25 protein-coding genes are annotated in these 25,369 nt (G+C 65.1%); 16 read left to right on the top strand and 9 right to left on the bottom strand.

What is annotated here, in order from left to right:
* The first annotated feature begins 61 nt into the window (after positions 1 to 61).
* From ACR9YP_RS21135 to ACR9YP_RS21115, 5 genes are all read left to right on the top strand, one after another.
* Complete coding sequence (locus ACR9YP_RS21135; protein ID WP_474216981.1) at positions 62 to 2,539, top strand: PAS domain-containing hybrid sensor histidine kinase/response regulator; 2,478 nt, start codon at positions 62 to 64, stop codon at positions 2,537 to 2,539.
* Positions 2,540 to 2,741: 202 nt separating this feature from the next.
* On the top strand, positions 2,742 to 2,864 hold the full coding sequence (locus ACR9YP_RS21130; protein ID WP_438107638.1) for a hypothetical protein: 123 nt from the start codon (positions 2,742 to 2,744) through the stop codon (positions 2,862 to 2,864).
* Positions 2,865 to 2,947: 83 nt separating this feature from the next.
* On the top strand, positions 2,948 to 4,231 hold the full coding sequence (locus ACR9YP_RS21125; protein WP_438107636.1) for an MFS transporter: 1,284 nt from the start codon (positions 2,948 to 2,950) through the stop codon (positions 4,229 to 4,231).
* Positions 4,232 to 4,256: 25 nt separating this feature from the next.
* Complete coding sequence (locus ACR9YP_RS21120) at positions 4,257 to 5,507, top strand: arsenic transporter (protein WP_474216978.1); 1,251 nt, start codon at positions 4,257 to 4,259, stop codon at positions 5,505 to 5,507.
* A gap of 131 nt (positions 5,508 to 5,638) precedes the next feature.
* Positions 5,639 to 5,863 carry a hypothetical protein gene (locus tag ACR9YP_RS21115; RefSeq protein ID WP_164939115.1) on the top strand — a complete coding sequence of 75 codons (225 nt, stop codon included), beginning with the start codon at positions 5,639 to 5,641 and terminating at the stop codon, positions 5,861 to 5,863.
* 69 nt (positions 5,864 to 5,932) lie between these two features.
* On the opposite strand, the gene ACR9YP_RS21110 is transcribed toward ACR9YP_RS21115, so the two are convergent.
* Positions 5,933 to 7,297, bottom strand: coding sequence for an MFS transporter (locus ACR9YP_RS21110; RefSeq protein WP_438107632.1), 1,365 nt, complete (start codon positions 7,295 to 7,297; stop codon positions 5,933 to 5,935).
* A gap of 24 nt (positions 7,298 to 7,321) precedes the next feature.
* A complete protein-coding gene (locus ACR9YP_RS21105; RefSeq protein ID WP_128941237.1) occupies positions 7,322 to 8,089 on the bottom strand; it encodes a GntR family transcriptional regulator in 768 nt (255 codons plus the stop codon).
* 178 nt (positions 8,090 to 8,267) lie between these two features.
* On the opposite strand from ACR9YP_RS21105, the gene ACR9YP_RS21100 reads away from it, so the two are divergent.
* Genes ACR9YP_RS21100 through ACR9YP_RS21090 form a run of 3 tightly spaced genes read left to right on the top strand, consistent with a single transcriptional unit; the run spans position 8,268 to position 11,305 of the window.
* Entirely contained in the window at positions 8,268 to 9,467 is a 1,200-nt protein-coding gene (locus tag ACR9YP_RS21100) for a mandelate racemase/muconate lactonizing enzyme family protein (protein ID WP_438107628.1), read from the top strand.
* 11 nt (positions 9,468 to 9,478) lie between these two features.
* Positions 9,479 to 10,246 carry an SDR family oxidoreductase gene (locus ACR9YP_RS21095; RefSeq protein WP_438107626.1) on the top strand — a complete coding sequence of 256 codons (768 nt, stop codon included), beginning with the start codon at positions 9,479 to 9,481 and terminating at the stop codon, positions 10,244 to 10,246.
* 27 nt (positions 10,247 to 10,273) lie between these two features.
* Positions 10,274 to 11,305, top strand: a complete 1,032-nt coding sequence (locus tag ACR9YP_RS21090) for an L-idonate 5-dehydrogenase (RefSeq protein ID WP_474216977.1) — start codon at positions 10,274 to 10,276, stop codon at positions 11,303 to 11,305.
* Positions 11,306 to 11,392: 87 nt separating this feature from the next.
* On the opposite strand, the gene ACR9YP_RS21085 is transcribed toward ACR9YP_RS21090, so the two are convergent.
* Positions 11,393 to 12,277, bottom strand: a complete 885-nt coding sequence (locus tag ACR9YP_RS21085) for a DUF3280 domain-containing protein (protein ID WP_438107622.1) — start codon at positions 12,275 to 12,277, stop codon at positions 11,393 to 11,395.
* A 194-nt stretch (positions 12,278 to 12,471) separates the two neighbouring features.
* Here ACR9YP_RS21085 and ACR9YP_RS21080 point away from each other — a divergent pair, with 194 nt between their 5' ends.
* On the top strand, positions 12,472 to 13,854 hold the full coding sequence (locus ACR9YP_RS21080; protein ID WP_474216975.1) for a sensor histidine kinase: 1,383 nt from the start codon (positions 12,472 to 12,474) through the stop codon (positions 13,852 to 13,854).
* Positions 13,851 to 14,513 carry a response regulator gene (locus ACR9YP_RS21075; RefSeq protein WP_091889722.1) on the top strand — a complete coding sequence of 221 codons (663 nt, stop codon included), beginning with the start codon at positions 13,851 to 13,853 and terminating at the stop codon, positions 14,511 to 14,513. The genes ACR9YP_RS21080 and ACR9YP_RS21075 overlap by 4 nt, the downstream gene beginning before the upstream one ends.
* A 12-nt stretch (positions 14,514 to 14,525) precedes the next feature.
* On the opposite strand, the gene ACR9YP_RS21070 is transcribed toward ACR9YP_RS21075, so the two are convergent.
* The 3 genes from ACR9YP_RS21070 to ACR9YP_RS21060 are packed head-to-tail and all read right to left on the bottom strand — an operon-like array spanning position 14,526 to position 16,515.
* On the bottom strand, positions 14,526 to 15,155 hold the full coding sequence (locus ACR9YP_RS21070) for an MBL fold metallo-hydrolase (protein ID WP_438107618.1): 630 nt from the start codon (positions 15,153 to 15,155) through the stop codon (positions 14,526 to 14,528).
* Positions 15,067 to 15,489 carry an MBL fold metallo-hydrolase gene (locus tag ACR9YP_RS21065; RefSeq protein WP_474216974.1) on the bottom strand — a complete coding sequence of 141 codons (423 nt, stop codon included), beginning with the start codon at positions 15,487 to 15,489 and terminating at the stop codon, positions 15,067 to 15,069. The genes ACR9YP_RS21070 and ACR9YP_RS21065 overlap by 89 nt, the downstream gene beginning before the upstream one ends.
* A gap of 42 nt (positions 15,490 to 15,531) precedes the next feature.
* A complete protein-coding gene (locus ACR9YP_RS21060; protein WP_474216973.1) occupies positions 15,532 to 16,515 on the bottom strand; it encodes a VOC family protein in 984 nt (327 codons plus the stop codon).
* Positions 16,516 to 16,662: 147 nt separating this feature from the next.
* On the opposite strand from ACR9YP_RS21060, the gene ACR9YP_RS21055 reads away from it, so the two are divergent.
* Positions 16,663 to 17,454, top strand: a complete 792-nt coding sequence (locus ACR9YP_RS21055) for a DNA-binding transcriptional regulator (protein WP_438107614.1) — start codon at positions 16,663 to 16,665, stop codon at positions 17,452 to 17,454.
* Positions 17,455 to 17,770: 316 nt separating this feature from the next.
* On the opposite strand, the gene ACR9YP_RS21050 is transcribed toward ACR9YP_RS21055, so the two are convergent.
* On the bottom strand, positions 17,771 to 18,433 hold the full coding sequence (locus tag ACR9YP_RS21050; RefSeq protein WP_438107612.1) for a TetR/AcrR family transcriptional regulator: 663 nt from the start codon (positions 18,431 to 18,433) through the stop codon (positions 17,771 to 17,773).
* A 176-nt stretch (positions 18,434 to 18,609) separates the two neighbouring features.
* On the opposite strand from ACR9YP_RS21050, the gene mhpA reads away from it, so the two are divergent.
* From mhpA to ACR9YP_RS21035, 3 genes are read left to right on the top strand one after another with little or no spacing between them, the layout of a single operon-like run.
* The gene (mhpA, locus tag ACR9YP_RS21045) at positions 18,610 to 20,118 is read left to right on the top strand and encodes a bifunctional 3-(3-hydroxy-phenyl)propionate/3-hydroxycinnamic acid hydroxylase MhpA (protein ID WP_474216972.1); all 1,509 of its coding nucleotides are present in this window, start codon (positions 18,610 to 18,612) and stop codon (positions 20,116 to 20,118) included.
* A gap of 22 nt (positions 20,119 to 20,140) precedes the next feature.
* Positions 20,141 to 20,998 (top strand): fumarylacetoacetate hydrolase family protein, encoded by an 858-nt coding sequence (locus ACR9YP_RS21040; RefSeq protein WP_438107608.1) that lies wholly within the window; start codon positions 20,141 to 20,143, stop codon positions 20,996 to 20,998.
* Between the two features lie 40 nt (positions 20,999 to 21,038).
* A complete protein-coding gene (locus tag ACR9YP_RS21035) occupies positions 21,039 to 22,250 on the top strand; it encodes an ABC transporter substrate-binding protein (protein ID WP_474216970.1) in 1,212 nt (403 codons plus the stop codon).
* A 3-nt stretch (positions 22,251 to 22,253) separates the two neighbouring features.
* Here ACR9YP_RS21035 and ACR9YP_RS21030 read toward each other — a convergent pair whose 3' ends face one another.
* On the bottom strand, positions 22,254 to 23,096 hold the full coding sequence (locus tag ACR9YP_RS21030; RefSeq protein WP_165405791.1) for a hypothetical protein: 843 nt from the start codon (positions 23,094 to 23,096) through the stop codon (positions 22,254 to 22,256).
* 200 nt (positions 23,097 to 23,296) lie between these two features.
* On the opposite strand from ACR9YP_RS21030, the gene ACR9YP_RS21025 reads away from it, so the two are divergent.
* Both ACR9YP_RS21025 and ACR9YP_RS21020 read left to right on the top strand, forming a co-directional pair.
* The gene (locus tag ACR9YP_RS21025; protein WP_474216969.1) at positions 23,297 to 24,178 is read left to right on the top strand and encodes an IclR family transcriptional regulator; all 882 of its coding nucleotides are present in this window, start codon (positions 23,297 to 23,299) and stop codon (positions 24,176 to 24,178) included.
* Positions 24,179 to 24,214: 36 nt separating this feature from the next.
* Positions 24,215 to 25,189, top strand: coding sequence for a Bug family tripartite tricarboxylate transporter substrate binding protein (locus tag ACR9YP_RS21020; RefSeq protein ID WP_438107603.1), 975 nt, complete (start codon positions 24,215 to 24,217; stop codon positions 25,187 to 25,189).
* A 15-nt stretch (positions 25,190 to 25,204) separates the two neighbouring features.
* On the opposite strand, the gene ACR9YP_RS21015 is transcribed toward ACR9YP_RS21020, so the two are convergent.
* Positions 25,205 to 25,333 (bottom strand): hypothetical protein, encoded by a 129-nt coding sequence (locus ACR9YP_RS21015; RefSeq protein WP_474216968.1) that lies wholly within the window; start codon positions 25,331 to 25,333, stop codon positions 25,205 to 25,207.
* Positions 25,334 to 25,369 lie beyond the last annotated feature (36 nt).

The following is a 25,369-nucleotide window of genomic DNA, read 5'->3' as shown; positions in this document are numbered from 1 at the left end:
TGCATATTCCCTTCTAAGTGATGGCCATCACGCTCCGTCTGTGTGAATATCGGTCCGGCACGTGCGCACCCGCATGACAACGGCCCATGCCTTGAACAAACCCTTGCCCGAGACAATCGCTGCCGAAAGGCTGCGCCAGCACCTCGAAGACGTCGCGCGCGAGCGTGACAACGCCTATCGCGCGCTTCAGGAGCGCGAGGCCGAGCTCGCGCGCATCCAGCGTATCGGCAAGGTCGGCGGCGTCGAGGTCGACTTCCGTGAGGGCTTCAAGAACCGTCGCTCGCCCGAATATCTGATGATCCATGGGTTGCCCCCGGAGGCCGCGGACGAGACGCACGAGGACTGGGTCAACCGCATCCATCCCGAGGATCGCGACGCGACCGTCAAACATTTCTTCGAGGCTCTCGCCGGAACGAGCGAAGACTACACCGCCGAATACCGCATCATCCGCCCCAATGACGGCGAGACCCGCTGGATTCGGGTCGTTGCCAAGATCGAGCGCGACAAGGACGGCCGCGCCATCCGCCTCGTCGGCGCCCACATCGACATCACCGCCCAGGCGCTCGCGCGCGAGACGCTGCGCGAGAGCGAGGAACGCTTCCGGCTGATCGCCGACAGCGCGCCGGTGCCGATCTGGGTGACCAAGCTCGACCGCAAGCGCTCCTTCGCCAACCAGGCCTATGTCGATTTCGTCGGCCTGCCCTATGATCAGGCCATCGACTTCGACTGGCGCAAGGTGTTGCATCCGGACGACCTGCCGCATGTGCTCCAGCAATCCGTCCAGGGCGAAGCGTCGCTAAAACCGTTCGTGCTGGAAGCACGCTACAAGAATGCCAAGGGGGAATGGCGCTGGCTGCGCTCGGAATCGCAGCCGCGCTGGGACCCGACCGGCAAGCATATCGGCTTCATCGGCGTCGCCCACGACATCACCGCGGCCAAGCAGGCCGAGATCGAGCTCCGGCAGCTCAATGAGACTCTGGAAGAGCGCATCGCCCAGCGCACCGCCGAGCTCGAATCCAACGAGGCGCGGCTGCGTGCGATCCTGGAGACCAGCAACCAGTATCAGGGCCTCGTCAATCTCAGGGGCGAGTTGCTTTACGCCAACAAGACTGCGCTTGACGGCATCAAGGCGAATTCCTCGGACGTCATCGGAAAGCCGTTGTGGGAGACGCCCTGGTTCAGCGCGACGGAGGGCATGGGCGCGCTGGTGCGCGACGCCTTCGATACCGTGCTCAAGGGCGAAGCCGTGCGGCTCGAGATGCGGCTGCGCCTTCCCATCGGCGAGCGCGATTTCGACTTCGGCATGCGCCCCGTGCTCGACCGCCACGGCAACATCACCGGCGCCGTGCCCGAGGCCGTCGACATCACCGAGCGCCGGCGCGGCGAGGAAGCGCTGCGGCAGTCGCAGAAGATGGAGGCGATCGGCCAGCTCACCGGCGGCGTCGCGCACGACTTCAACAATCTCCTCACCATCATCCGTTCGGCGACCGACTTCCTGCGCCGCCGCGAGCTGCCGGAGGAGCGCCGCCGCCGCTATGTCGATGCCATCTCCGAGACGGTCGAGCGGGCCTCCACGCTGACTGCACAGCTGCTGGCGTTCGCGCGGCGGCAGCCGCTCAAGCCGCAGATCTTCAATGTCGGCAGCCAGGTCGAGGGCGTCGCGCAACTGATCCGCCCGCTGGTCGGAGGCAGCATCGAGATCGCGGTCGAGGTCGAGGATCCCGGCTGCTTCACTGTGGCCGACATCGCCCAGTTCGAGAGCGCGCTGATCAATCTCGCCGTCAACGCCCGTGACGCCATGAACGGCGAAGGCGGCCTCACCATCGCCGTCCGCAAGGTCTTTGGGATTCCGAGCCTGCGCGCACAATCGGCGCGCGGCGGCGACTATGTCGCCATCTCAGTCACCGACACCGGCTGCGGCATCGCGCCGGAGCATCTCGACCTGATCTTCGAGCCCTTCTTCACCACCAAGGAGGTCGGCAAGGGCACCGGGCTCGGCCTCAGCCAGGCCTTCGGCTTCGCAAAACAGTCCGAGGGCGACATTGCGGTGACGAGCAGGCAAGGCAAAGGCGCGACCTTCACCATCTATCTGCCGCGGGCGCAAAGCCCTGCGACGGACAAGGAAGCCGCGGCACTGACCCATGAGGCCGCGGCCACCGGGCGCGGCTACCGCGTGCTCGTGGTTGAGGACAATGACGAGGTCGGCCGCTTCTCCACCGAGCTGCTGGAGGATCTCGGCTATGTCGTCCGCCGCGTCGCCAGCGCCGATGCGGCGCTCGCGATCCTTGGCGAGAACGAATTCGCCGTCGACCTCGTCTTCTCCGACGTCATCATGCCCGGCATGAACGGCGTCGAGCTCGCCAGCATCATCCGCGAGCGCTATCCGGGCCTGCCCGTCGTGCTCACCTCTGGCTACAGCAACGTGCTCGCCGAGAATGCGCATCGCGGTTTCGAGCTGATCCAGAAGCCCTATTCGGTGGAATCGCTCTCGCGCATCTTGCGCAAGGCGATCACGGAGAAGCTTTCGGTGGTAAGGTGAATGGAGACCACAACACACGCTGTCGTCCCGGCGAAGGCCGGGACCCATACCGCGGAATCTCTCTTGTGGCACACACGATGTCTCCTTCGCAAAACACCTGCCTGTGGTTATGGGTCCCGGCCTTCGCCGGGACGACGGCTGAGTGTTAGGCTGCAGTTATTCGCCTAACGACGATCGAAACGTAGCGCACCAGGTATTCCCCATGAAACCCGCCCTCCTCTCCGCCCGGCAGACCTGGGCGATCCTCTCCGCCTGCTTTGCGGCGCTGACCGCGATCTTCGCCAAGATCGGCGGCGGCGCGGTGCTGCTCGCGGTCAAGTCTTGAGGAGCCCGACGTGATCCGCGGAACCAGGCCGACATCACGATGGTTGCTGCCGGGGCCACTTTGAGCCTCGACCGAGACACCCGATGTCGAGCGCAAACTCCGATCAGACGAGGCGCGCCGGCCGCGCGCTGGATGCGGCCAACTTCTTCCTCGCAGATGTCCGCGATGGGCTCGGGCCCTATCTCGCGGTCTATCTGCTCACCGAGCAGCGCTGGGATGAGGCGCGCATCGGCCTCGTGATGTCGATCGCGACGATCGCCGGCATCGCGGCGCAGACGCCGGCCGGCGCGCTGGTCGACGCCACGCGGGCGAAGCGGCTCGCGATGGTGGTCGCCGCCATTTTGGTGGCGCTTGCCTCGCTATCGCTGCCGTTGTTTCCGAACTTCGGGCCGGTCGCGATCTCGCAGGGGATCGCCCAGGCCGCCGCTGGCATCTTCCCGCCCGCAATCGCGGCCGTCTCGCTCGGCATCTTCGGCCATTCCGCCTTTACCCGCAGGATCGGACGCAACGAGACCTTCAACCATGCCGGCAACGCTGTCGCGGCGGGTCTGGCAGGCCTCTTCGCCTATTGGTTCGGCCCGACCGTCGTGTTCTACCTGCTCGGCGCCATGGCGATTGCGAGCCTCGCCAGCATTGTCGCAATCCCCGAACGGGCCATCGACCATGATCTCGCTCGCGGTCTGCACGACAGCGACGCCAGCACGGTGCCCGAACAGCCCTCGGGCTTCAGCGTGCTCCTGACCTGCCGCCCCCTGCTCATCTTCGCAATTTGCGTGATCCTGTTTCACCTCTCCAACGCGGCCATGCTGCCGCTGGTCGGGCAGAAGCTCGCGCTGCAGGACAAGAACATCGGCACCAGCCTGATGTCGGCCTGCATCGTCGCCGCGCAAGTCGTGATGGTGCCGTTCGCGATGCTGGTGGGCGCCAAGGCCGACCGCTGGGGCCACAAGCGCTTCTTCCTTGCCGCGCTGTTGATCCTGCCGATCCGCGGTGTCCTCTATACGCTCTCGGACAATCCATTCTGGCTGGTCGGCGTGCAGCTTCTGGACGGCGTCGGAGCCGGCATTTTCGGCGCAATCTTTCCCGTCATCGTAGCCGACCTCATGCGCAACACCGGCCGCTTCAACGTCGCGCAGGGCGCGGTCATCACCGCCCAGAGCATCGGCGCGGCGCTATCGACGACGCTTGCCGGCCTGGTCGTGGTCGGCGTCGGTTACAGCGCAGCGTTCTTCTCGCTCGGCATCGTGGCGGCGATCGGGGCCGTGGTCTGCTTCTTCGCTCTACCGGAGACGCGGCAAGGCGCAGATGGCGATCTGTGCCTGCGGGGGAAGACAGCGGCGTCCGCATCAGGTATCGCTGCCGAATAGATCTGGTTCACCTTGAGGACTGACCGTGCCGTCTGACGCCATCTGGGCCTGGAGCACCATCGCCGCCGCGACCGCAGGCGTCATCATCCGGCCCTTTCGCCTGCCGGAGGCGATCTGGGCCCTGATCGGCGCCGTTGCACTGGTGCTGCTCGGCTTCCTGCCTTGGCAGGATGCGCTCACCGGTATCGAGAAGGGTGTCGACGTCTATCTCTTCCTGATCGGCATGATGCTGATCGCCGAACTCGCCCGCCTCGAAGGCCTGTTCGACTATCTGGCCGCCTTTGCGGTCGAGCATGCACGCGGCTCCCCGCAGCGGCTGTTCCTGCTGATCTACCTCGTCGGCACGCTGGTGACGGTGCTGCTTTCGAACGACGCCACCGCGATCGTGCTCACGCCCGCCGTCTACGCCGCCACCCGCGCGGCCGGCGCCAAGCCGCTGCCCTATCTGTTCGTCTGCGCCTTCATCGCCAATGCCGCGAGCTTCGTGCTGCCGATCTCCAATCCAGCCAATCTCGTGGTCTTCGGCAAGCACATGCCGCATCTCGGAACGTGGCTGCGTCAGTTCGCGCTGCCGTCACTTGCCTCGATCGGGCTCACCTATGTCGCCTTGCGCCTTGCGCTGCACCGCGAGCTGAAGGATGAAACGATCGAAAAGAGTGTCCCTCACCCGAAGCTCGGACGCGGCGGCCGTTTGACCGCCTATGGCATCGGCGCCATCGGCATCGTGCTGATCTGGGCCTCTGCACTCGATCTGCAATTGGGCTTGCCGACGTTCGTCTGCGGGACCGCGACGGCGGCCGCCGTGCTGCTGATCAACCGTCAATCGCCTATGCCCGTGCTGCGCGGCGTGTCCTGGAGCGTGCTGCCGCTGGTCGGCGGGCTCTTTGTCATGGTCGAGGCGCTGGTGAAGACCGGCGTGATCGCGCAGCTCAGCGGGCTGCTGCACCAAGCGGTGGCACAATCCGTCCCGCAGGCCGCCTGGAGCGTCGGCATTGCCACCGCGCTCGCCGACAACATCGCCAACAACCTTCCGGTCGGCCTTGTCGCCGGCTCGGTCGCCGCCAGCGATCATCTGCCCGTGCCTGTTGTCAGCGCCATCCTGATCGGCGTCGACCTCGGCCCCAATCTGTCGGTGACCGGCTCGCTCGCCACCATCCTCTGGCTGGTCGCGCTCCGGCGCGAGAAGATCGAGGTCGGCGCCTGGCTGTTCCTCAAGCTCGGCCTGCTGGTGACGCCACCCGCACTGATCGCGGCGTTGGCGGCGGCAATCTGGTAAGGGATACCGAACCCAGCTTTCGAAATCGAGTGCGAGCTATTTGCGGTGCATCAATGCCGGCGGCGACGCCGTGGCTAGAATTCCATTGTCGCGCAGATCAGATGGATATGGCGCGGCAAGGAAGGTTCATCATGCAGATTCGATCGAAAGCATTGCCGCAGAGTTCCTCCCTGCGTCGCCCGATTCGCGGCGACGAGAGCCGGGCCGAGACGGCCCATCCGCTGCTGGTCTTCTCCGCAGTGGTGTTGTTTACCCTGTTCGCCATCGTGGAAATCGACCTCCACTCCGCCCAGCTTCAGGCGATCGGCCTGCTCGGCCATGGAGTCGGGATCGACCCGGTCTTCTTGAGCCCGTAGCCGCCGGCGCGCGACATCCCGAAATAGGCCCCGATCGCGGCGATGACGCCGCGACCAGGTCGCGCTTCGTCAGTCGTTCTCGTAGCCGTAGACCTCCGGCAGGATGACGGTTGCAGCGAGCAATCCGATCACCGGGAAGATCGCCACGAACAGGGTGGCGTTGGCTTGTCCGATCGCCGCGAACAGCGTCGGGAACAGGAAGATCGCCAGGAAGGACGGCAGCTTCACGAACATGTAGGCGAAGCCGCTGGCTGTGCCGCGGTATCGCGGCCGCGCGACCATCGTCGGAATCGTCATGCAGTTCGACGCGTCCCAATAGTGGCCCCAGAGCATGCCGGCCGCGGCGAACGGCAGCAGCATCTTGTTGTCCGTGTAGAGCGCAAACGCAGCGACCAGCAGTGACACCAGCACGATGGAGAAGCCCGCCATCGCGATGCCGCGATGGCCGATCTTCGGCGTCAGCAGTGGCCCGACCCACCCCGACAGGGCTGCGAAGGCAAACAGCGCCATCGTCACCAGATTGTTGCCGAGGATCGACGACACGCCGACCATTGCAAACAGCACCGGTAGGTAGAACGCAAAGGTCGAGAACTCGCTCGCCTGCGCGAAACATGCGATCCAGCCATACAGCGTGGCACGCCAGCGGATCGGATCCTTCTTGAGATCGGCGAGGAACGCGCGGGTCGAGACCTTCGGCATCTCGACGTCCCGGTCCGGCAGCATGTCGAGATTGTCGCTGAACATCTCGCGCGCGACCTGCTTGGCCTCGCGGTAGCGCCCCTTCTGCACCAGCCACACCGCCGTCTCCGGCACGTCGTGGCGCATGATCAGGATGATCAGCGCCGGCACCGCGCCGAGGCCGAGCGTCACGCGCCACAGCATCTCGTGGTTCATGTCGGTCAGCAGGAAGATCACGATGACGCCGATGGTCATCACCTCGCCGACCGCGAACATGAACTGCCAGCGGTTGCCCATGACCTCGCGCTCACCCTTGGCCATGGATTCCATGATGTAGGTGTAGCCGGTCGAGATGTCCGAGCCGAGCGGAATGCCGAGCAGGAAGCGGATCACCACGAGCCAGGTAACGTTGGGCACGAAGGCCTGCGCCAGCGCCAGCACGATGAACATCACCATCGTCACCAGGAACATGACGCGGCGGCCGATCTTGTCGGACAGCCAGCCGCCGAGCAGCGCGCCGATCAGGGCTCCTCCTTGCGTGCCGGCCGCGGCAAGGCCCAGCATCAGCGGATCGGGATTGTATTGCTCCTTGATGAAGATCAGCACGAAGGCGATCGAATAGAGATCCCAGGCTTCGACCAGGATCGAGGCCATCATCAGCCAGCCGACCTTGTTGCCTTTGGGACTGTAGTTCGTGATGAGGTAGCGGACCGCGGCTTCGCTCGCGGTCGGATGTGGCATCGCCATCGTTGACATGCTTGGTCCTCTCTTCAAAACTCTCTACGTGCCGAGCAGCGGCTCGATGCTGCAATCGAGCAGGCGCGGATCGATGCCCGCCTCCATGCCGGTGAATATCGCGTCCATGTAGTCGATCAGTGCATCGCTCGCCTTCACGGCATCCTCGACGCGGCGATTGGCGACCGCAGCGAGAATGGCGAGATGGCAATCGATCGTGCCCGACAGCTCGGTCTGTCCCGGCATGAAACGATGGTGGATGAAGCCGATGCGGCGATACAGGGTGTGCAGGGGCCGCAGCGTGTGGGCGAGGAAAGGCTCGCCGGCGGCTTCCAGCACCAGCGCGTCGATGCGGCGATCGATGCTGTTGAATTCGTCGAGGGTCAGGCTGGCGCGGCGCTCGCGCAGCAGACGCTCGATGTGCAGCGCCTGATTGCGATGCGACAGGCTGGCGCGATCGGCCGCAAGGCGGATCACGAAGCGCTCCATGTCGCGGCGCAAGCCCAGCAGCATGCGCTCACGCGCCAGATCAATCGGCGCGATGTGGAGCCCGTGCCGCGGACGGATGATGATGAGCGTGTCGGCGGAGAGACGATTGACAGCATGATGCACCGGCGTGCGGCCGAAGCCGGTGATCTGCTGCAATTCCAGCATGGTCATGAACTGGCCGGGCTTGAGCTCGCAGTGAACAAGGAGTTCTTCGATCTTCTGATAGGCCAGCTCGAAGAAGTTGAGGCGATTGCGCCGGGAGGGCCTGCCCTCGCCGTCATCGTCGTTTCTCACCACCTCGAGCGCGCGCTTGCGCCGTGCCATGTCGTCCTCCCGTCAGCCTGCGCTCTCATTGCGAGGCGGCGCCTTGTTTGTGATATCCTTAAAACATGTTGTGATATATTACAAGCCGGCGTAAAACTGGCACCGGCCCCGCCGGCAACGGCGGCGCAGAAATGACAAACAAAACGGGCGCTATGGGCCCGACGGGAGGATTGTTGCCGTGAAGATCACGTCGATCGAGACCCTGCGCACCGAGGAGTTCTCCAACGTCATCTGGGTGCGCATCCACACCGATACCGGCGTGATCGGGCTCGGCGAGACCTTCTACGGCGCGGGCGCAGTCGAGGCGCAGATCCACGACACCTTTGCCGGCCGGCTGCTCGGCCGCAATCCCCTGCACATCGAAGCCATCCACCGCGACATGCTGAACCTGCCGATGGCGCAGTCATCCACCGGCGTCGAATATCGCGCAGCGTCTGCGATCGACATCGCGCTGTGGGACCTTTTCGGCAAGGTCTGCGGCCAGCCGGTGCACCAGATGCTCGGCGGTCTCTGCCGCGACAAGCAGCGCATCTACAACACCTGCGCCGGCACGCAATATGTCCGCTCGACCAATATCAGCCCGGTCGCGAACTGGAATCTCGGCGCCTCCAAGGGGCCTTACGAGGATCTCGACGGCTTCATGCATCGCGCCGACGCTCTCGCAGAGAGCCTTCTGGAAAGCGGCATCTCCGCGATGAAGATCTGGCCGTTCGATCCGGCGGCCCAGGAGAACAAGGGCCTCTACATCACCGCCGCGCAGATGAAGCAGGCGATCGAACCGTTCGAGAAGATCCGCAAAGCCGTCGGCGACAAGATGGAGATCATGGTCGAGCTCCACTCGCTTTGGAATCTGCCGACAGCCAAGCAGATCGCGCGCGCGCTCGAGCCCTATAAGCCGACCTGGTACGAGGACCCGATCCGCATGAACTCGCCGCAGGCGCTGACAGAATATGCGCGCTCGACCGATGTCTGGGTCTGCGCCAGCGAGACGCTGGGCTCACGCTTTCCCTACAAGGATATGCTCGACCGCGACGCCATGCACGTGGTGATGGCGGATTTGTGCTGGACCGGCGGCCTCACCGAAGGTCGCAAGATCGCCGCGATGGCCGAGACCTATCACCGGCCCTTTGCACCGCATGACTGCATCGGCCCGATCGGCTTCGTCGCCGCCATCCACATGTCGTTCAGCCAGCCCAACACGCTGATCCAGGAATCGGTGCGCGCCTTCTACAAGGGCTGGTACAATGAGCTCGTCACCACCATGCCCACGATCAAGGACGGTTTTGTCTATCCCATGGAGGGCCCCGGCCTCGGCGTCGATCTTCTGCCCGCCGTATTCGACCGCTCCGATCTGACCGTGCGCCGCTCCAACGCCTAAGGATTCCTAAGATGAGCACCGCCCTCTTCGACCTTTCCGGCCGCACCGCGCTGGTGACGGGCTCCTCCCGCGGCCTCGGCCGCGCCATTGCCGAAGGCATGGCCAAAGCCGGCGCCAAGATCATCATCAACGGCGTCGATCCCAAGCGCGTCGAGCAGGCCGTCGCCGAGTTTCGCAATGCCGGTCACCAGGCCGAAGGCGCCGCGTTCAACGTCACCGACGAGCCCGCGATCGTCGCCGCCTTCAACGATTTCGACAGACAAGGCCTCGCCGTCGACATCGTCGTCAACAATGCCGGCATCCAGCACCGCAAGCCGCTGGTCGAATTCACCACCGACGAATGGCGCAAGGTGATCGAGACCAACCTCACCAGCGCCTTCGTGATCGGCCGCGAGGCGGCCAAGCGCATGATCCCGCGCAAGCACGGCAAGATCATCAATATCGGCTCGCTCGGCAGCGAGCTCGCGCGCCCGACCATCGCGCCCTACACCGCCGCCAAGGGCGGCATCAAGAATCTGACCCGCTCGATGGCAGTGGAATGGGCCCAGCACGGCATTCAGGCCAATGCGATCGGCCCCGGCTACATGCTGACCGACATGAACGAGGCGCTGGTCAACAATACCGATTTCAACAATTGGCTGATGGGCCGCATCCCCTCGAAACGCTGGGGCAAGCCGGATGAGCTGGTCGGCGCCGCGATCTTCCTGGCTTCCGACGCTTCGACTTACGTCAATGGCCAGATCATCTATGTCGATGGCGGCATGATCGCCGCGATGTGACCTGCGAACCGCCGAAGGAAGAAGCCCATGCGCGCCGTTGTCATTCACGCCCCGAAAGACCTGCGGATCGATCACTATCCGGATGCGGAGCCCGGCCCGGGCGAGGTCCGCGTCAAGATCGCCAATGGCGGCATCTGCGGCTCCGATCTGCACTACTACCATCACGGCGGCTTCGGCGTGGTCCGCATCCAGCAGCCGATGGCGCTGGGGCATGAGATCGCCGGCGTGGTCGCGTCCGTCGGTGACGGCGTCACCAGCGTCAAGCCGGGCTCGCGCGTCGCGGTCAATCCGAGCAAGCCGTGCGGCCAGTGCCTGCATTGCCAAGAAGGCATGCGCAACCAGTGCCTCGACATGCGCTTCCTCGGCAGCGCGATGCGCTTTCCCCATGTGCAAGGCGGCTTTCGCGAATTCATCACGGTCGATGCGATGCAGGCCGTGCCGATCGCAGACAAGCTATCGCTGGCGGAAGCCGCGGTCGCCGAACCGCTCGCCGTGTGCCTGCATGCCGGCAAGCAGGCCGGCCCCCTGCTCGGCAAGCGCGTGCTGATCACCGGCTGCGGCCCGATCGGCGCGCTGATGATTTTGGTATCGCGCTTCGGCGGTGCATCCGAGATCGTGGTAACGGATGTGTCCGAAGCGCCGCTCGCGGTCGCGAAAAAACTCGGCGCGACCCAGGCCATCAATGTCGCGACCAACGCAACAGCGCTTGATCCGTGGCGCGCCCGCAAGGGCGTGTTCGACACGCTGTTCGAAGCCTCAGGCAACCAGGCTGCACTCCGCACCGCGCTCGACGTTTTGCGGCCGGGCGCAACGCTGGTGCAACTCGGACTCGGCGGTGAGATGACGCTGCCGATCAACAGCATCGTCGCCAAGGAATTGCAGCTTCGCGGCACCTTCCGCTTCGATTCCGAGTTCGAGCTCGCGGTGCGGCTGATGGGCGAAGGCCTGATCGACGTCAAGCCGCTGATCACGGCCACCATGCCGTTCGAGAACGCGGTCGCCGCCTTCGAGCTCGCCAGCGACCGCGCACAGTCGATGAAGGTGCAGCTTACCTTCTAGAGCATGATCCGGAAAAGTGTGCAGCGGTTTTCCGACAAGATCATGCTCAAACAATAGCCTAAAGCGCGATGACGATTCGTCCTCATCTCATCGCGCTTTAGGTGCGTCGGTGGCCTGCTGGCTCTCGATCAGCCGGTCGCTGACCAGCCGCACGGCGCCGCGCTTCCAGGAATAGTCCGCGCCGAGGCGCAAGCCGCTGTCACCGCGCGCTAGCACCGCGCCGGTCCTGGCGTCGCGAACCTGGAAGCCGAGCGTGTATTCGGTGCGGCTGACACGCCGCACCACGCCGACCAGCGACTGATCCGCGCCGAGCTTTTGCGCGATCGCCGCCTCGCAGCCGCCGCAATCTCGCAAGGCGCGCGCCTTCGCCGCTTTGCGGCCGACATCGACGATGCGATAGCGGCCGGATTGGCCGAGCATATCGCGCACACCGCTGCTGACCTCGGCCAGGTACGAGGCGTCCGACGCGGCTGACGCGCCCACCGAGGCTGCGGTCGTGTCCTCGAGCTCGAACTCGAACACCGCCAGCGCGACCGGCGCAGGTGTTGCGAGCGCAGCCATGACCTCGCGCGAGACAAAAATTTCGGCGCGCTCCCATGATTCATCATTGTCGCCGCGGAAGGTGTAGAGCTTGTCCATCACCAGCATCTTGGCGCCGACGTCGATGACAGCGACCTTGGCCCATTGCACCAGCGTGCTGGTCTTCTGGATGCCGCCGATGACCTTGAACGCTGCTCCGTCCTGGGCAGAGGGCACCAGCCGATAGCGCCGGTCCGCGCCGATATCCCGTCTGAGCGCGGCCATGAAGGCCGAGAGCCGCCGCTCGTGGGCGGCGGTCTGGTTGGCCGGCTCGGCCGACGTGTCGGTATAGCTGAAATCGTCCATGGCAACGCCAATGGCAGGCTCGGCATCGGCCCGCGAAGAAAGGACGAAGAGGAGAAAAGCAGAGAGAAACAACCGGGAGCAGTGCATGAACGGGCCTCGTGGGATGGAGCGGCCGGGCAAATCTGGCCGGGTCACCTGAGACAATGCAGCCGCGGCCGTCCCGACGAGCGCCGGGAAAATTTCACGACGTTGCACTGCGGCAGAGCGGGAACGCTTCCCGCCGCTTGCGTTCTGCCGTTTAATGCGGGAGCGACAAACCCGTTCGCACCAGGTACCCGCCGATGTGGAATCGCCCGAGGTTCGATCTCAAGGTCCGTCTGACGTTGCGCGTGGCCGCCGTATCGGCCGCCTGCTTCGCCGCGATCTCCGCCTATTTCCTTGTTACCGCCGACAGCGCCGCACATGCGCGCATCGACGGTATCGCCGCCATCGTGGCCAAGACATTGGAGCTGCAACAGGGCAAGATCCAGTGGGTGGCCAGCCCGCGCTCCGACTTTCCGAACCTTGACCCGGTTTCGGCCCATGTGATGACGCCCGGCCTGTGTCTTGGATTCCGCAGCGCGAGCGGCGAGATGCTTCAGCGCTTCTGTAGTGGCGCGCCTGCTCCGGCGAGCCCGCCGCCGCAAGCCTTCGCCGCCTTCTATCGCAGCCTGTTCGACCCCGGCCGCGAGGCGGCGCGGCCCGTGATCGTGCGCGGAACGAAGCTTGGCGAGACCGTGGTCTCGGTCGACCCGGCGGTGCAGACGGCAGAGGCCTGGCACGAGGCCGGCCGCCTGATGATCGCGCTTGCGATCGCGCTGCCGCTGCTCTGCGCGCTGGTCTATGCCGCACTCGCCCGCGCCCTGCGTCCCACCCGCATGATCGGCAACGGCCTCGAGCGGATTGCCGCTGGCGACCTCACCACACGGCTGCCGCCGTTCGACCTCGCCGAGCTCTCCGCCATCCGCGACGTCTTCAACCATCTCGCCGAAAGCCTCGAGATCGCGCTCGCCGAGCGCAGCGAGCTGACGCGGAAGCTGATCGCGCTCCAGGACGAGGAGCGGCGCCATCTCGCGCGCGAGCTGCATGACGAGTTCGGCCAGTCGCTAGCCGCAATCCGCGCGCTTGCCGCGTCCGCCCGCCAGACTGCGGCGCAGGACTGCCCCGATTTGCTGGGAGAGTGCGACAGCATCGCCCGGACCGCGACCGGCATGATGGAGACGCTGCGTGGCGCGTTGTTCCGGTTGCGGCCGCCCGATGTCGACGAGCTCGGCCTCGTCGCGAGCCTCGAAGGCCTGGTCTCGGGATGGAACGGCCGCAGCCGCGGCCAGACCCGGTTCGATATTTCCTTCGAGGGCGGCTTCGAGAGCGTGCCCGCCTCCGTCAGCGCCAACCTCTATCGCATCGTGCAGGAGGCGCTCACCAACGCGGCCAAGCACGCCGGCGCAACGAAGGTCAGCCTGCATCTGACGATGGCCGAAAGTGAGATCGCGCTCGCGATCGAGAACGACGGCCGGCCGAACGAGGCGGCCGTCAAATCGGGCATGGGCCTGCTCGGCATGCGCGAGCGCGTCGCCGCGCTTCGCGGCCGGCTGAGCTTCGAAACCGGTCCCCATGGCTCGGCATTGCGCGTGGTCATTCCGCTCGCGGCCGCCGATCGGCAGGCACTGGAGCACGCGGCATGAGCGCGGCTGACGCGACCATCCTGCTGGTCGACGACCATTCCGTCGTCCGCGAGGGCTATCGCTCCGTGCTCCAGAAGCAGCCGGGCTTGCGCGTCGTCGCCGAGGCGGCCGACGGCGCGGAAGCCTACCGCCTGTACAAATCCGAGGCGCCCGACCTCGTCATCATGGACCTCAGCATGCCCGGCATCGGCGGCATCGAGGCCGTCAGGCGGATCAGGCAATGGGACAAGGGCGCACGGATCCTGGTTTTCACCATGCACGAGAATGCCGGCTTTGCCGTGCAGGCGATCCGCGCCGGTGCGAGGGGTTACGTCACCAAGACCAATCCGCCCGAGACGCTGGTGCGCGCGGTGAAGGACGTGCTCGCCGGCAAGATCGCGATCAGCCCCGACATCGACCACGAACTTGCTCTCAGCCGTATCAGCGGCGAGAGTTCGGCCGCCGACGTGCTCACACCGCGCGAATTCGAGGTGCTGCGGCTGCTGCTCGCCGAGAACACGACGGAGGAGATCGCCGAGACCCTGCATGTCAGCCCGAAGACGGTGGCAAACCTGCACTCGCTGATCAAGGACAAGCTCGGCGTCGGCTCCGACATCGAGCTGGTGCGGCTGGCATTGCGCCAGGGACTCTTGACGGAGGTCGATCTCGGTGAGGCCTGAGCGCCCTACCCGTTACGGATCGAGTTTCGCGCCATCCGGCCCATAGGCTTCGACTCGGTCGCCAATCCTGAACGACATCATGTCACGGCCGACGAGCAATGGCCCCTTGTAAGCCGTGCGGGTGCGCAGGATCAGCGTCTCCTCCGGGATTTCGGGCACCGGCTTTACTGTGCCGAACACGATATGGGAGTAGACGGCAAGCTTCGGCTTGGCCGATGCGAAGATGCGGCCGGCCTCTTCGGGCGCGGTGTGGTGCGCCTGGATGTCTTTATAGACGGGATTCTTGAACAGCACCTCCGGCTCAATCACCGCGACCTCGTGGATCAGGAGGTCGGCGCCCTCGGCCGCCGTCGCGATGCGCTCGTCATATTTCGTATCGCCCGACAGCACGATCTTGTGGCCGCCGTATTCGACGACATAGCCGAACGATGGCTTGATCTTCTCGCCGTGATTGACCTCGATCGCGGTGACCTTGACGCCGTTGTTGTCGTAGATGACCCCGGCCTCGATGTCCTTTGCGGCAAATGTGACCGCCACGGGATCGAGGTGCTCGTCATCGATGCGAATGCGGATGTCGTCGGCGAATGCCTTTGTCAGGTTCTCCGTCATCGCGACGGTGCCCTTGGGCCCGTAGAGCTTCATCGGTCCTTTGCGGGGACGCCCAGGGCGTGGCGAGCCAGCCGGTCAACCACATGTCGGGAAGGCCGACGAGGTGGTCGGAATGCAGATGGGTGATGAAGTTCGCGGTGATCGCGCCGAGCGGAATCTTCAGCTTGTAGAGCTGCATGGTCGAGCCGCGGCCGAGATCGAACAGCAGTTTTTCGTTCCCTGCCTCCACCAGCGTCGACGCGCTGAAGCTGGTCGGTCGCGGCGTCGGCACGCCGGTGCCGAGCAGCGTGACCTTCATCGGTTCGGCCGAGGCAGAAGTGCTGAGCGCGAGCAGCACAAGGCCGGCCCTCACGAGGGTCTTGATCATATTTTGGTTTCCTTGGATGTTAGATTGCTGCGTGGCCGCGGATCATTCGCGTGCGATCACCGAATCCAGCCACGCGCAGTTGAGCGGCGGCACGCGCGGGTCGGCGACGCGCACGCCGCGCGCCGCAGCATCGAGTCGCATATCGCGCAGTCGCTTGCGCTGCTCTTCAGGCATATGGAGCCGCTCGTGACCCCACAGCGACGGGCCGTCAAAGGTCTCGTGCGGTTGCCAAGTCGCGGGATCGATCACGCGCCCGCCCCAGCCATACTCGATGAAGAAGCCGGACGGGGTGTTCACGTAGAACGAGGTCATGTGATCGTTGGTGTGCCGTCCCAGCGTATAGGCAACGCGGCCATCGTCCATCTGCGCGAGGTCATAGCCTTGTCCGACATCGTCGAGACTGCCGAGCTCGACCATGAAATGGTGCAGCGCCTTGCGCCCGGAGCCGACCATCGCAAAGGAGTGGTGGCGGCCGTTGACGTGGAAGAAATAGAGCCCGTAGGGTTTGAGGCCGAAGTCCGAGACATGGAAGCCGAGCACGTCGCGATAGAACGGCAACAGCGCTTCGACGTCCTCGACATTGAGCACGACGTGTCCCATGCCGAGCGCGCCGGTGCGGAAACCCGAGATCGGTCGGCTGGGCCTAAACGGTTCGGTCGCAAGCTCCGGCTTGTAGAACGCCTCCAACCGGTTGCCGGCGGGATCGGCGAACGTGATCAGCTCGGTGACATGACGTTCATCCGCAAGCGCGCGCGAACCGCGGACCACCTTGACGCTGTGGCTTTCCAGTCGTCCGGCCAATTGGGCCAGCTCGGCGGTCGACGGGACCTCCCATCCCATCACCGCGAACCCCGCATCGCTGCTGCCATCGACGATCAGGCGCTGCTTGCGGTCGTCCATGCGGAAGGCGCGTATCTTGCCGCCGCGGTCGACCTGCTGCATGCCGAGCAGCGTGGTCGCCATCCGGCTCCACGAGTCGAGCTGGGACGAATTGATCCCGATATAGCCGAGCGCGGTGATTTCCATCGACGTCCTCCCGAAGGTATCGCATGTGCCGCAGTGCGGCGAACTTGATACCGGCCGCGTGCGATCCTACGGTGAAGTCCCGCAATCGCTTTGCGTTCGCAACGACGATAATCGCGCGACCGTGCGCCACAAGGGAGGAAATACGAAGTGTCCAAGGAGCGGACGCGGAACGGCCAGCCCCGTCAGTCGGAAGGCGTTCGTGCCTTCAAGCGCGGGCTGGACGTGCTGCAAGAGGTCAACCGCTCCGGCGGCATCCGCGCCGGCGACGTTGCGCGCGCGCTCGACCTACCCCGGCCCACCGTCTATCGCCTGCTCGAAACGCTGGAGGAACTCGGCTATGTCGCGCGCAGCGCCAGCGACGACCGTTTTCGTGTGACCCGGCGGGCGCTGAGCCTCGGTGACGGCTATGATCCCGGCGTGGTGATCTGCCAGGCGGCAGCGCCTTATCTCGCCGAACTCAGCAAGACCCTGGTCTGGCCGGTCGATCTCTCCACCTACGAGAACGCCGCGATGGTGGTGCAGGAAACGACCCATTCGCGCAGTCCCCTCTCGATCGACCGCGGCATGATCGGCAAGCGCCTGCCGATGCTGCGCACCTCCGCCGGCCGCGCCTATCTCGCCGCCTGCCCCGCACGCGAGCGCGATCTGATCGTCAGTCATCTCCGCCGCATCGACGAAGCCGACGACCGCCCGTTCCTCGATGAGTGTCGCTTCACCCGCATGATCGCGCAGACTGCAAAGCGCGGCTATGCCGTTCGTAGTGAGGGCGAGTTCAACCCCAAGACCGCCTCGATTGCGGTGCCGATCGTCCGCGGCGAGATCGTGTTCGGCTGCATCTCGATCATCTGGATCCGGTCAGCGCTTTCACTCGACGAAGCCATCGCGAGGTTTGTTGCGCCCTTGCGCGAAGCGGCGGCGGCCATCCCGGTCGAATCCTAACGCGGCCGGGATCCGACATGCCGTTGCGGAGCCGAAGCCTCAGCGGATGCATTAAACACGGCGCGGCATTGCGCGCTGAGCTGATCTCGCTGAGCAGCCATGCAATCCCTGATCTGGGCGCGGTCGGGAACATAGGCGGCGCAAAGCCGAAGGGCGTCCCCCATGCAGGCTTGCCGCTGGACGGCCTCGCTCGGTCCGGACTGGGCAAGGGCCGGTGTGATCGTTGCACTCAGCAAAGCAAGAACAAGACGAAATTGCATGGGGGACTCTCACTCTCAGGTTGGACATTTGGCGAGGCTGGCGATGTCATCCAGCGTCATTGCGGAAGATGAAGAAACGTCGCGATGGTCGTCTCGGTCAGCAGATCGCGAGAGGCTTCCGGGTCGATCTCGGGCGCAATCCGATTGATCAGCATCGGAAAAGCAGGCGGCTGGTTCAGCGCAGCATTGAGAAGAGCAAAAAACAACGCCGGATGACGACTGCGAATGATACCTGCTTCAATGCCGGCGGAAAAAAGCTCACGAACCGTCGCATAGGCCGGATGTAGAAGTCGATCCGACACCAGCATGGCCCGCTCCGGCACTTCTGTGGCGTGCCGGACGACGAAATCCCTGACGTCTGGATGCGCCGCATAGAAGGCGGCGATCTCACGGATTACCCCGCAAAGCCGTTCACCCAGCGAGCGCGTGGAATCAGAAGCAATCTGCCGGACCCCGGCCATGGCGGGCAGTCCGATCGCCACGACTTGATCAAGGCAAGCCTCCCAGAGCGCGGCCTTGTTGCCGAAGTGAACGCGAACCAGGTTGGCACTGACATTGGCAGCCGCAGCGACGCTGCGCAGATCGGCGCCATCGAAACCGTGACAGGCAAAAGCCCGTGTGGCCGCGGCCAAGAGCGCTTGGCGGCCATCCGGCATATCCCTGCTCCGCCGCCCCCGCGGGCGGGACAGCGCAGCGGTCTTCTTCCTGGCCTTCGCCATGTCGCCCTCATATATGTTCATCTGTACATATACGTGATTGCCGCCTGTTGCAAGGGCCCCGCGCGGCTCACCCAGCCACATGTCGGGGGCCCGAGCGTGTGTGTGTGTGTCCGCTGGACGGACACTCGGCGCGACGGCGTTGAAGCGGTCACCCGCCTGAGGACAAAGATCGCCCCATGAAAAATAACTCCGCGCCCGAAGAATTTGACGTCGTCATCGTCGGCCGTGGTCCGGTCGGCGCCACGCTCGCCAACCTGCTCGGCCTGTGCGGCGTGCGCACGCTGGTGCTTGAGCGCGAGGCGCGGACTTATCATTTGCCGCGCGCGGTGCATTTCGACGACGAATGCATGCGCGTGTTCCAGACCATTGGCCTTACCGACGCCATCCTGCCGCAAACCATCCTCAGCCCCGGGATGCTCTTCCTCGACGCCGATGGCCGCATGCTGCTGGACTGGTCGCGGCCGCAGACGCTCACCCCGATGGGCTGGAATCTGAGCTATCGCTTCCATCAGCCCGATCTGGAGGACGCGCTGATCGGCGGCCTCGCGCGATGGCCGCACGTAACCTTGCGCAATCGTTGCGATGTATTCGCACTGGACCAGGATCAGCATGGCGTGCGCATCCGTTACGAGGACCTCTCCAACGGGAGGCTCAGCAAGGTCCGCGCCGGCTACGTGATCGGCTGCGACGGCGCCCGCTCCTTGGTGCGACGCTTCGTCGGCTCGGGGCTGGACGACCTCGGCTTCCACGAGCGCTGGCTGGTGGTCGACGTCCTGCTCAAGCGCGAGCGCGACGACCTCGGCGACTACAGCCTCCAGCATTGCGATCCGCGGCGGCCCGCAACTTACGTGCGCGGCACCGGCACACGGCGGCGCTGGGAGATCACGGTTCTTGCCGATGAGGACTCCCAGGAGGTGGCGCAACCTGCCAAGGTCTGGAAGCTGCTGTCGCGCTGGATCACGCCGGATGATGCCGAAATCGAGCGCGCCGCGGTCTACACGTTTCATTCTGTCATCGCGCAACGATGGCGCAGTGCTCGACTGTTGCTCGCCGGCGATTCCGCGCACCAGACACCACCTTTCCTGGGCCAGGGCATGTGCGCCGGAATCCGCGATGCTGCAAACCTTGCCTGGAAGCTCAGCGCGATCATCCGCGGCGGCGCTGCAGCTGACCTCCTCGACACCTATCAGAGCGAACGCCAGCCGCATGTGCGCGAGTTCATTGAGCTCGCCATTCGCCTCGGCGGGGTCATCAACACCAAGGCGATCGAAGCCGGCCTTGCCGCAGGCAAAGCGCGCGAGAATGCGCCGGTCAGGCTGGAGGTGAAGAAGCCCCTGCTCGGCCCCGGCCTTGCGCTCGGCAACCTGCCTCTCGCCGGACATCTCGCGCCGCAGTTCACCTTGCGCGACGGCGGCCGCAGCGACGACCAGGTCGGCTACAGCCATGTGCTCCTCGTCGCGAGCGCGGCCACGTTGTCGTCATCTCTCAATCCTTCACAGGCGGGGATCAAAATCCTGTCCAGCGACGATGCCGAGGACATCGGACCATGGCTTCGCGAGCACGGCATCACGGCCGCGCTCGTTCGGCCCGACCGTTATGTGCGCGGCACCGCCCGCAACGATGCCGAGCTCAACCGACTTGTCGCCGCCATCACGCCTCCAACCCACGTGCCGTCCGCGGCCTGACCGAACTCTTCAAGGACACTTCATGAAGCTGCTTTCATTTTTCGCCGACGGTCGCGCCTCCTTCGGCGCCGTCAAGGACGGCGGCGTCGTCGATCTCGGTGCGCGCATGGCCGGCGACGGCTGCACCACGCTGCGCCGGTTGCTCGAAACGGGCCACGTCGCGGAGGCCACGAATCTCGCCGCCTCCGCTGCGCCGGATCACGCGCTCGACAAGATCACCTTCGCACCCGTCATCCCCGATCCCGGCAAGATCATCTGCGTCGGCCTGAACTATCGTGACCACGTCGCCGAGACCGGCCGCACCGTCACCGAGAAGCCGGCGCTGTTCGTCCGATTTCCCTGCAGCCAGGTCGGCCATCTCCAGCCCATTGTGAAGCCGAAGGTCAGCGACGATTTCGACTATGAAGGTGAGCTCGCGCTCGTCATCGGCAAAAAAGGCCGCCACATCCGGGCGAGCAGCGCGCTCGACCATATCGCGGGCTATTCCTGCTACAACGAAGGCAGCGTGCGCGACTGGCAGCGCCACACCAGCCAGTTCCTTTCTGGCAAGACCTTTGCCGAGAGCGGCAGTTTTGGGCCTTGGCTGGTGACTGCGGACGAGATCCCCGATCCGTCAAAGCTCTCCTTGCAGACGCGGCTGAACGGTAATGTCGTGCAGGACACCACCACCGATCTTCTGATCACCGCCATCCCCGAGCTGATCGCCTACATCTCGACGATCTGCCCACTCGTGCCCGGCGACGTCATCGTCACGGGCACGCCCGGTGGCGTCGGCGCCAAGCGCACGCCGCCACTGTGGATGCGCCCCGGCGACACCGTCGAGGTCGAGATCTCCGGCATCGGAATCTTGCGCAACACGGTCATCGCCGAACCGGCCTGACCGCCAGCACCATCGATCAACGATAAAATCAGGAAACGCCATGACCACAATCCGCACGACGTCCACCGCCATCCTGCTGTCCGCGCTGGCGCTTGCAGGCGCCACCGCGCACGCCGAGATCAAAGGCGATGCGATCCGCATCGGCGTCCTCACCGACATGAACGGCGTCTTCGCAACCGCCATGGGTCCCGGCTCGGTCGAGGCGGCACGGATGGCCGCGGAGGAGTTCGGTGGCAAGATCAACGGCAAACCGATCGAGATCTTGCAGGCCGATCACCAGAACAAGCCGGACCTCGCCGCCTCTCTCGCGCGAAAGTGGTTCAGCGACGGCGTGCAGGCGATCGCCGACGGTGGCAGCTCCGGCGCCGCACTCGCAGTGCAGGAGCTGGTGCGCGGCAACGGCAAGATCTTTCTCGTCTCCGGCGCCGGCGCCAACCAGCTGACCGATGAAGCCTGCGCGCCGACCAGCGTGCAATGGACCCAGGACGCCTATTCCACGGCGACCGCGGTCGTCTCCGGTATCATGCAGACCAGCAAGGAGCCGTGGTTCTTCATCACCGGCGACTACGCTTTTGGCCATTCGATCGAGGCAACCGCGCGCGAGCGCATTGCTGCGCTTGGCGGCAAGGTCGCCGGCAGCGTCAAGGCGCAGCTCGGCACGCCCGACTACAGCTCGTTCCTGCTGCAGGCGCAGTCGTCGGGCGCCAAGATTCTCGCGATCAACGTCGCCGGCGACAACGCCACCGCGATCAAGCAGGCCGAGGAATTCGGGCTCGCCAGCCAAGGCATGAAGATCGTGCCGATGTCGTTTCAGAACGTCGACATCGAGGCGGTCGGGCTGAAGGCCACACGCGGCGATCTCATCGTCACCTCCTTCTTCGAGGACGTCTCGCCCGCCGCCCGGAAGTTCTCCGATGCGTTCTATGCGCGCAGGAAAGCAATGCCCTCGCAGATCCAGGCCGGCGTCTATTCTGCCGTACGCCACTATCTGCAAGCCGTGAAAGACACCAGCTCGGACGACAGCGCCACCGTGATGGCCAAGATGAAGGCGACACCGGTGTCGGATGCCTACACCCCCAACGGCCGTATCCGCGAGGACCAGCGCATGGTGCACGACCTCTATCTGGTGCAGGTCAAGACGTCGGAGGAATCCAGGGGTCCCTGGGATTTCGTCAAGCTGGTCGCAACGATCCCGCCGGACCAGGCCTTCCGTCCGCTCGACCGCAGCAAGTGCGGCCTGGTCGGCAAGTAACCGTCAGGCGAGATAGCGCGTGAGATAGCCTTCCATGGCGTAGAGCGCGCAGAGCGCGAGGCTCGACCACACCGCGGCGCTGAAATACAGGAACATCCAGGTCAGCTCGCCCTTCCAGTGAGCGATGTCGTGGGTCACGACCCAGCGCGTCGCGACGTCGTGCAGGCCTTCGAGGAAGCCCAAGAACCTGCCGCCCTCGGCGTGCCCTGCCCGCCAGCGGCTGAGATACATCGGCACGTCGACGGTGACGAGGAAGGCGAGGAAGCAGGCGATGCCGACGATTCCCGCGATCAGCGCCCAGCGCACCGGCCCCTGGAATTCCGGCATCAGCCGGCACAGCGCAATGCCGGCGAGGAAGAAGGTCACCGCCCACAGCGAGTTCTCGATCGCATTGTAGAGGAAGTTGGTGGTCACCACTGCGTACCAGGAGAAGCACTCCGCGATGATGATGATCGGCACGATCACGAGCGCGATGTTCACCGCGGTCTCCGCACCGGTCATGTTCCCGAGCTGGTGCAGGATGATCGCCCATTGCGCGGCAAAGCAGACTTCGGCCACGGTCGCGACCGTACGGCCGACGAACACGCTCGACAGCCAGGTATCGAACAGGCAGATGCGCTGCACATCGGCGCGCGGCAGCACCGAGCGGAAGGCGCAGCCGAACACATAGGCCGCGCACAGCAGGAACATCAGGCCGATATCCGAGCCGCCACTGACGCTGCCCGCAACGGTCGGATAGAACTCGCGGTACAGCATGAACCAGACGAGGATGTTGGCAGCGCTGACCAGCGTCAGGGACCCCCACCACCACGCGAGGGGATTTGACCGTGCCTGCCACTGCAACATGAATCGCTCCGCTGTAATCGACCTGACATGTGTTCGTAATAATCTTGTCACGAGACACCAGGGAATCACGACAAAAATCTGTGTGCGGGGTCGCTTTCCGCGCATCTTCGGCCTGGGTCATGGCGTCCGCATAGTGGACGATTCCCGCACATTCTCTAAATTTATTGGACAACAGGCCTCTTCGGGTTCATGAAACCCGAATGGCCCGAGCCGTCTCCAAACCGTCCCTCGCCTCCTCGACCGCCGCCGCGGTGCTGGCTTCGAGCACCGATGACGCCGCGTTCGCGACGACGCTGGCGAAAGGCCTCGTGGTCCTCGAGGCCTTCAAGGCCGGGACGACGCTGCTCGGCAACATGGAGCTGTCGACGCTGACCGGGATTCCGCGGCCGACGGTGGCGCGGTTGACGCACACGCTGGCCGAGCTCGGCTATCTCCGCTACGACGCCGAGCGCGCGAAATATCGCGTCGGTGCGCGGGCGCTGCGCATGGCGCATCCGCTGCTCGCCGACATGCAGTTTCGCCAGGTGGCGCGGCCCATGATGCAGGAGCTCGCGCAGAGTGTCCGCGGCACGGTGTCGATCGGCCTGCTCGATGCGACCTCGATGATCTATGTCGAGACCGCGCGCTCCGGCGACGTCGGCCCGCACGTCCCCGACATCGGCATGCCCATTCCCGTCGCGATGACCGCGATGGGCCGCGCCGCGGCGGCAACCTTGCCGCCGGCGGATGCAGACCGGCTCGAACGGCAGATCGCAGCCGAAGACGCCGCGCTGTGGCCCGCCTTCCGCGACAAATACCGGGCCGGAATCGCGCAATGCGCAAGCCGCGGCTTCTGCACCTGCTGGGGCGAGTACATCGCCTCGATCCACGCGGTCGCCGCGCCGCTGTTTCACGCGCGCGAAGCGAAGCAGTCGTTCTCGATCAATTGCGGCATCCCCGCGTTCCGGCTCCAGCCGGGCCAGCTGGAGGGCGAGATCGGACCGCGCATTGCCGCGCTCGCCGACAGCATCCGCGCTATCGTCAAGGCGGCGGAGCCGCCAGCCGCGACACGCAAGCAAAACAAGAAGGGCGCCAGGACATGAACAAGCAAGCTGGCGCCCCACGTCCGGGAGGCCATCATGACCATCACACGCCGAACATTGCTGGGCGCCCTTGCCGCATCCCTGTCGAGCCCGCCATTTTCCGCACGCGCTGAGGAGGCCTGGCCGTCACGCCTGGTGCGGCTGATCTCACCCTATGGACCCGGCGGCTCCAACGACATCTCGCTGCGTCTCCTGGCGGAGGAGTTCGGCCGCAGCCTGCATCAGCAGTTCATCGTCGAGAACAAGCCGGGCGCCGGCACACGCATCGCCAACGATATGGTCGCGCATGCGCCGGGCGACGGTTACACCCTGCTCTATGTCGCAGCCCCCTATGCCACCGCCGAAGCGCTGTTCGGCAAGCTGACCTACGAGCGAAAGGATCTGCAACCCGTGGCGATGGCGGTGATCGCGCCGCTGTTCTTGATCATCAGCGCGGACGCGCCGTTCAAGACGCTCCCCGAAATGGTCGCCTATGGCAAATCGAAGCCCGACGGCCTCACCTTCGCTTCGCCCGGCGCCGGCTCGCAGCCGCACCTTGCCGGCGAGCTCCTATTCCGGGATGCTGGCGTCAAGGGCCTCAACATCCCGTTCCGCGGCGACGCCGCTTCCTACACTGAGCTGCTCGCCGGCCGCGTCGACGCCACGCTGACCGCGCTGCCGACTGCCCTGCCCTACATCCAGAGCGGCAAGTTCATCGTGCTCGGCGTCGCCTCGCCCGAGCGCAGCGCGCTCTACCCGCAGGCGCCGACCTTGCGCGAGCAGGGTTGTCCCAACGTGGCCGCCGCCGGCTGGTACGGCTTCATGGCGCCATCGACGACACCACGCATGATTGTCGACAAGCTCCAGGCCGAGGTGATGCGCGCACTCGCCGAACCCGCAATCAAGGACAAGCTGACCGCGCAGGGCCTCGAAGTGCGGCGCGGCACCGCGGCGGAGTTCGGCCAATTCATCGACAACGAAACGCAGAAATGGACCAAGCTGATCCGCGACGCCGGCCTCAAGGGCGAATGACGATCGATGCGGCGCTCAGCGCCCTCCGGCACGGCGGCCGCCGCTGCGGATGAAATCGTCGCGTTCGTCGACGTGGTGCTGATATTCGGAGATCGCGCGATTGGCCATGCGGATCCGGTTGGTCTGCCCCTCCTCCACCATCACGGCGATGCGCTGCGCCAGGAATACGCAGGCCGTCGC

Source organism: Bradyrhizobium sp. BR14999, from assembly GCF_056106085.1.
Note: the sequence above shows the minus strand (reverse complement) of the source record. Positions and strands in the feature narration are given on the sequence as shown.

Bases quoted from the DNA above. Each gene is read 5' to 3' on its own strand.
- ACR9YP_RS21130 (WP_438107638.1), top strand. From the start codon at position 2,742: ATGAAACCCGCCCTCCTCTCCGCCCGGCAGACCTGGGCGATCCTCTCC.
- ACR9YP_RS21125 (WP_438107636.1), top strand. From the start codon at position 2,948: ATGTCGAGCGCAAACTCCGATCAGACGAGGCGCGCCGGCCGCGCGCTG.
- ACR9YP_RS21115 (WP_164939115.1), top strand. From the start codon at position 5,639: ATGCAGATTCGATCGAAAGCATTGCCGCAGAGTTCCTCCCTGCGTCGC.
- ACR9YP_RS21110 (WP_438107632.1), bottom strand. From the start codon at position 7,297: ATGTCAACGATGGCGATGCCACATCCGACCGCGAGCGAAGCCGCGGTC.
- ACR9YP_RS21105 (WP_128941237.1), bottom strand. From the start codon at position 8,089: ATGGCACGGCGCAAGCGCGCGCTCGAGGTGGTGAGAAACGACGATGAC.
- ACR9YP_RS21095 (WP_438107626.1), top strand. From the start codon at position 9,479: ATGAGCACCGCCCTCTTCGACCTTTCCGGCCGCACCGCGCTGGTGACG.
- ACR9YP_RS21090 (WP_474216977.1), top strand. From the start codon at position 10,274: ATGCGCGCCGTTGTCATTCACGCCCCGAAAGACCTGCGGATCGATCAC.
- ACR9YP_RS21085 (WP_438107622.1), bottom strand. From the start codon at position 12,277: ATGCACTGCTCCCGGTTGTTTCTCTCTGCTTTTCTCCTCTTCGTCCTT.
- ACR9YP_RS21080 (WP_474216975.1), top strand. From the start codon at position 12,472: ATGTGGAATCGCCCGAGGTTCGATCTCAAGGTCCGTCTGACGTTGCGC.
- ACR9YP_RS21075 (WP_091889722.1), top strand. From the start codon at position 13,851: ATGAGCGCGGCTGACGCGACCATCCTGCTGGTCGACGACCATTCCGTC.
- ACR9YP_RS21070 (WP_438107618.1), bottom strand. From the start codon at position 15,155: ATGAAGCTCTACGGGCCCAAGGGCACCGTCGCGATGACGGAGAACCTG.
- ACR9YP_RS21065 (WP_474216974.1), bottom strand. From the start codon at position 15,489: ATGATCAAGACCCTCGTGAGGGCCGGCCTTGTGCTGCTCGCGCTCAGC.
- ACR9YP_RS21060 (WP_474216973.1), bottom strand. From the start codon at position 16,515: ATGGAAATCACCGCGCTCGGCTATATCGGGATCAATTCGTCCCAGCTC.
- ACR9YP_RS21050 (WP_438107612.1), bottom strand. From the start codon at position 18,433: ATGGCGAAGGCCAGGAAGAAGACCGCTGCGCTGTCCCGCCCGCGGGGG.
- mhpA (WP_474216972.1), top strand. From the start codon at position 18,610: ATGAAAAATAACTCCGCGCCCGAAGAATTTGACGTCGTCATCGTCGGC.
- ACR9YP_RS21040 (WP_438107608.1), top strand. From the start codon at position 20,141: ATGAAGCTGCTTTCATTTTTCGCCGACGGTCGCGCCTCCTTCGGCGCC.
- ACR9YP_RS21035 (WP_474216970.1), top strand. From the start codon at position 21,039: ATGACCACAATCCGCACGACGTCCACCGCCATCCTGCTGTCCGCGCTG.
- ACR9YP_RS21030 (WP_165405791.1), bottom strand. From the start codon at position 23,096: ATGTTGCAGTGGCAGGCACGGTCAAATCCCCTCGCGTGGTGGTGGGGG.
- ACR9YP_RS21025 (WP_474216969.1), top strand. From the start codon at position 23,297: ATGGCCCGAGCCGTCTCCAAACCGTCCCTCGCCTCCTCGACCGCCGCC.
- ACR9YP_RS21020 (WP_438107603.1), top strand. From the start codon at position 24,215: ATGACCATCACACGCCGAACATTGCTGGGCGCCCTTGCCGCATCCCTG.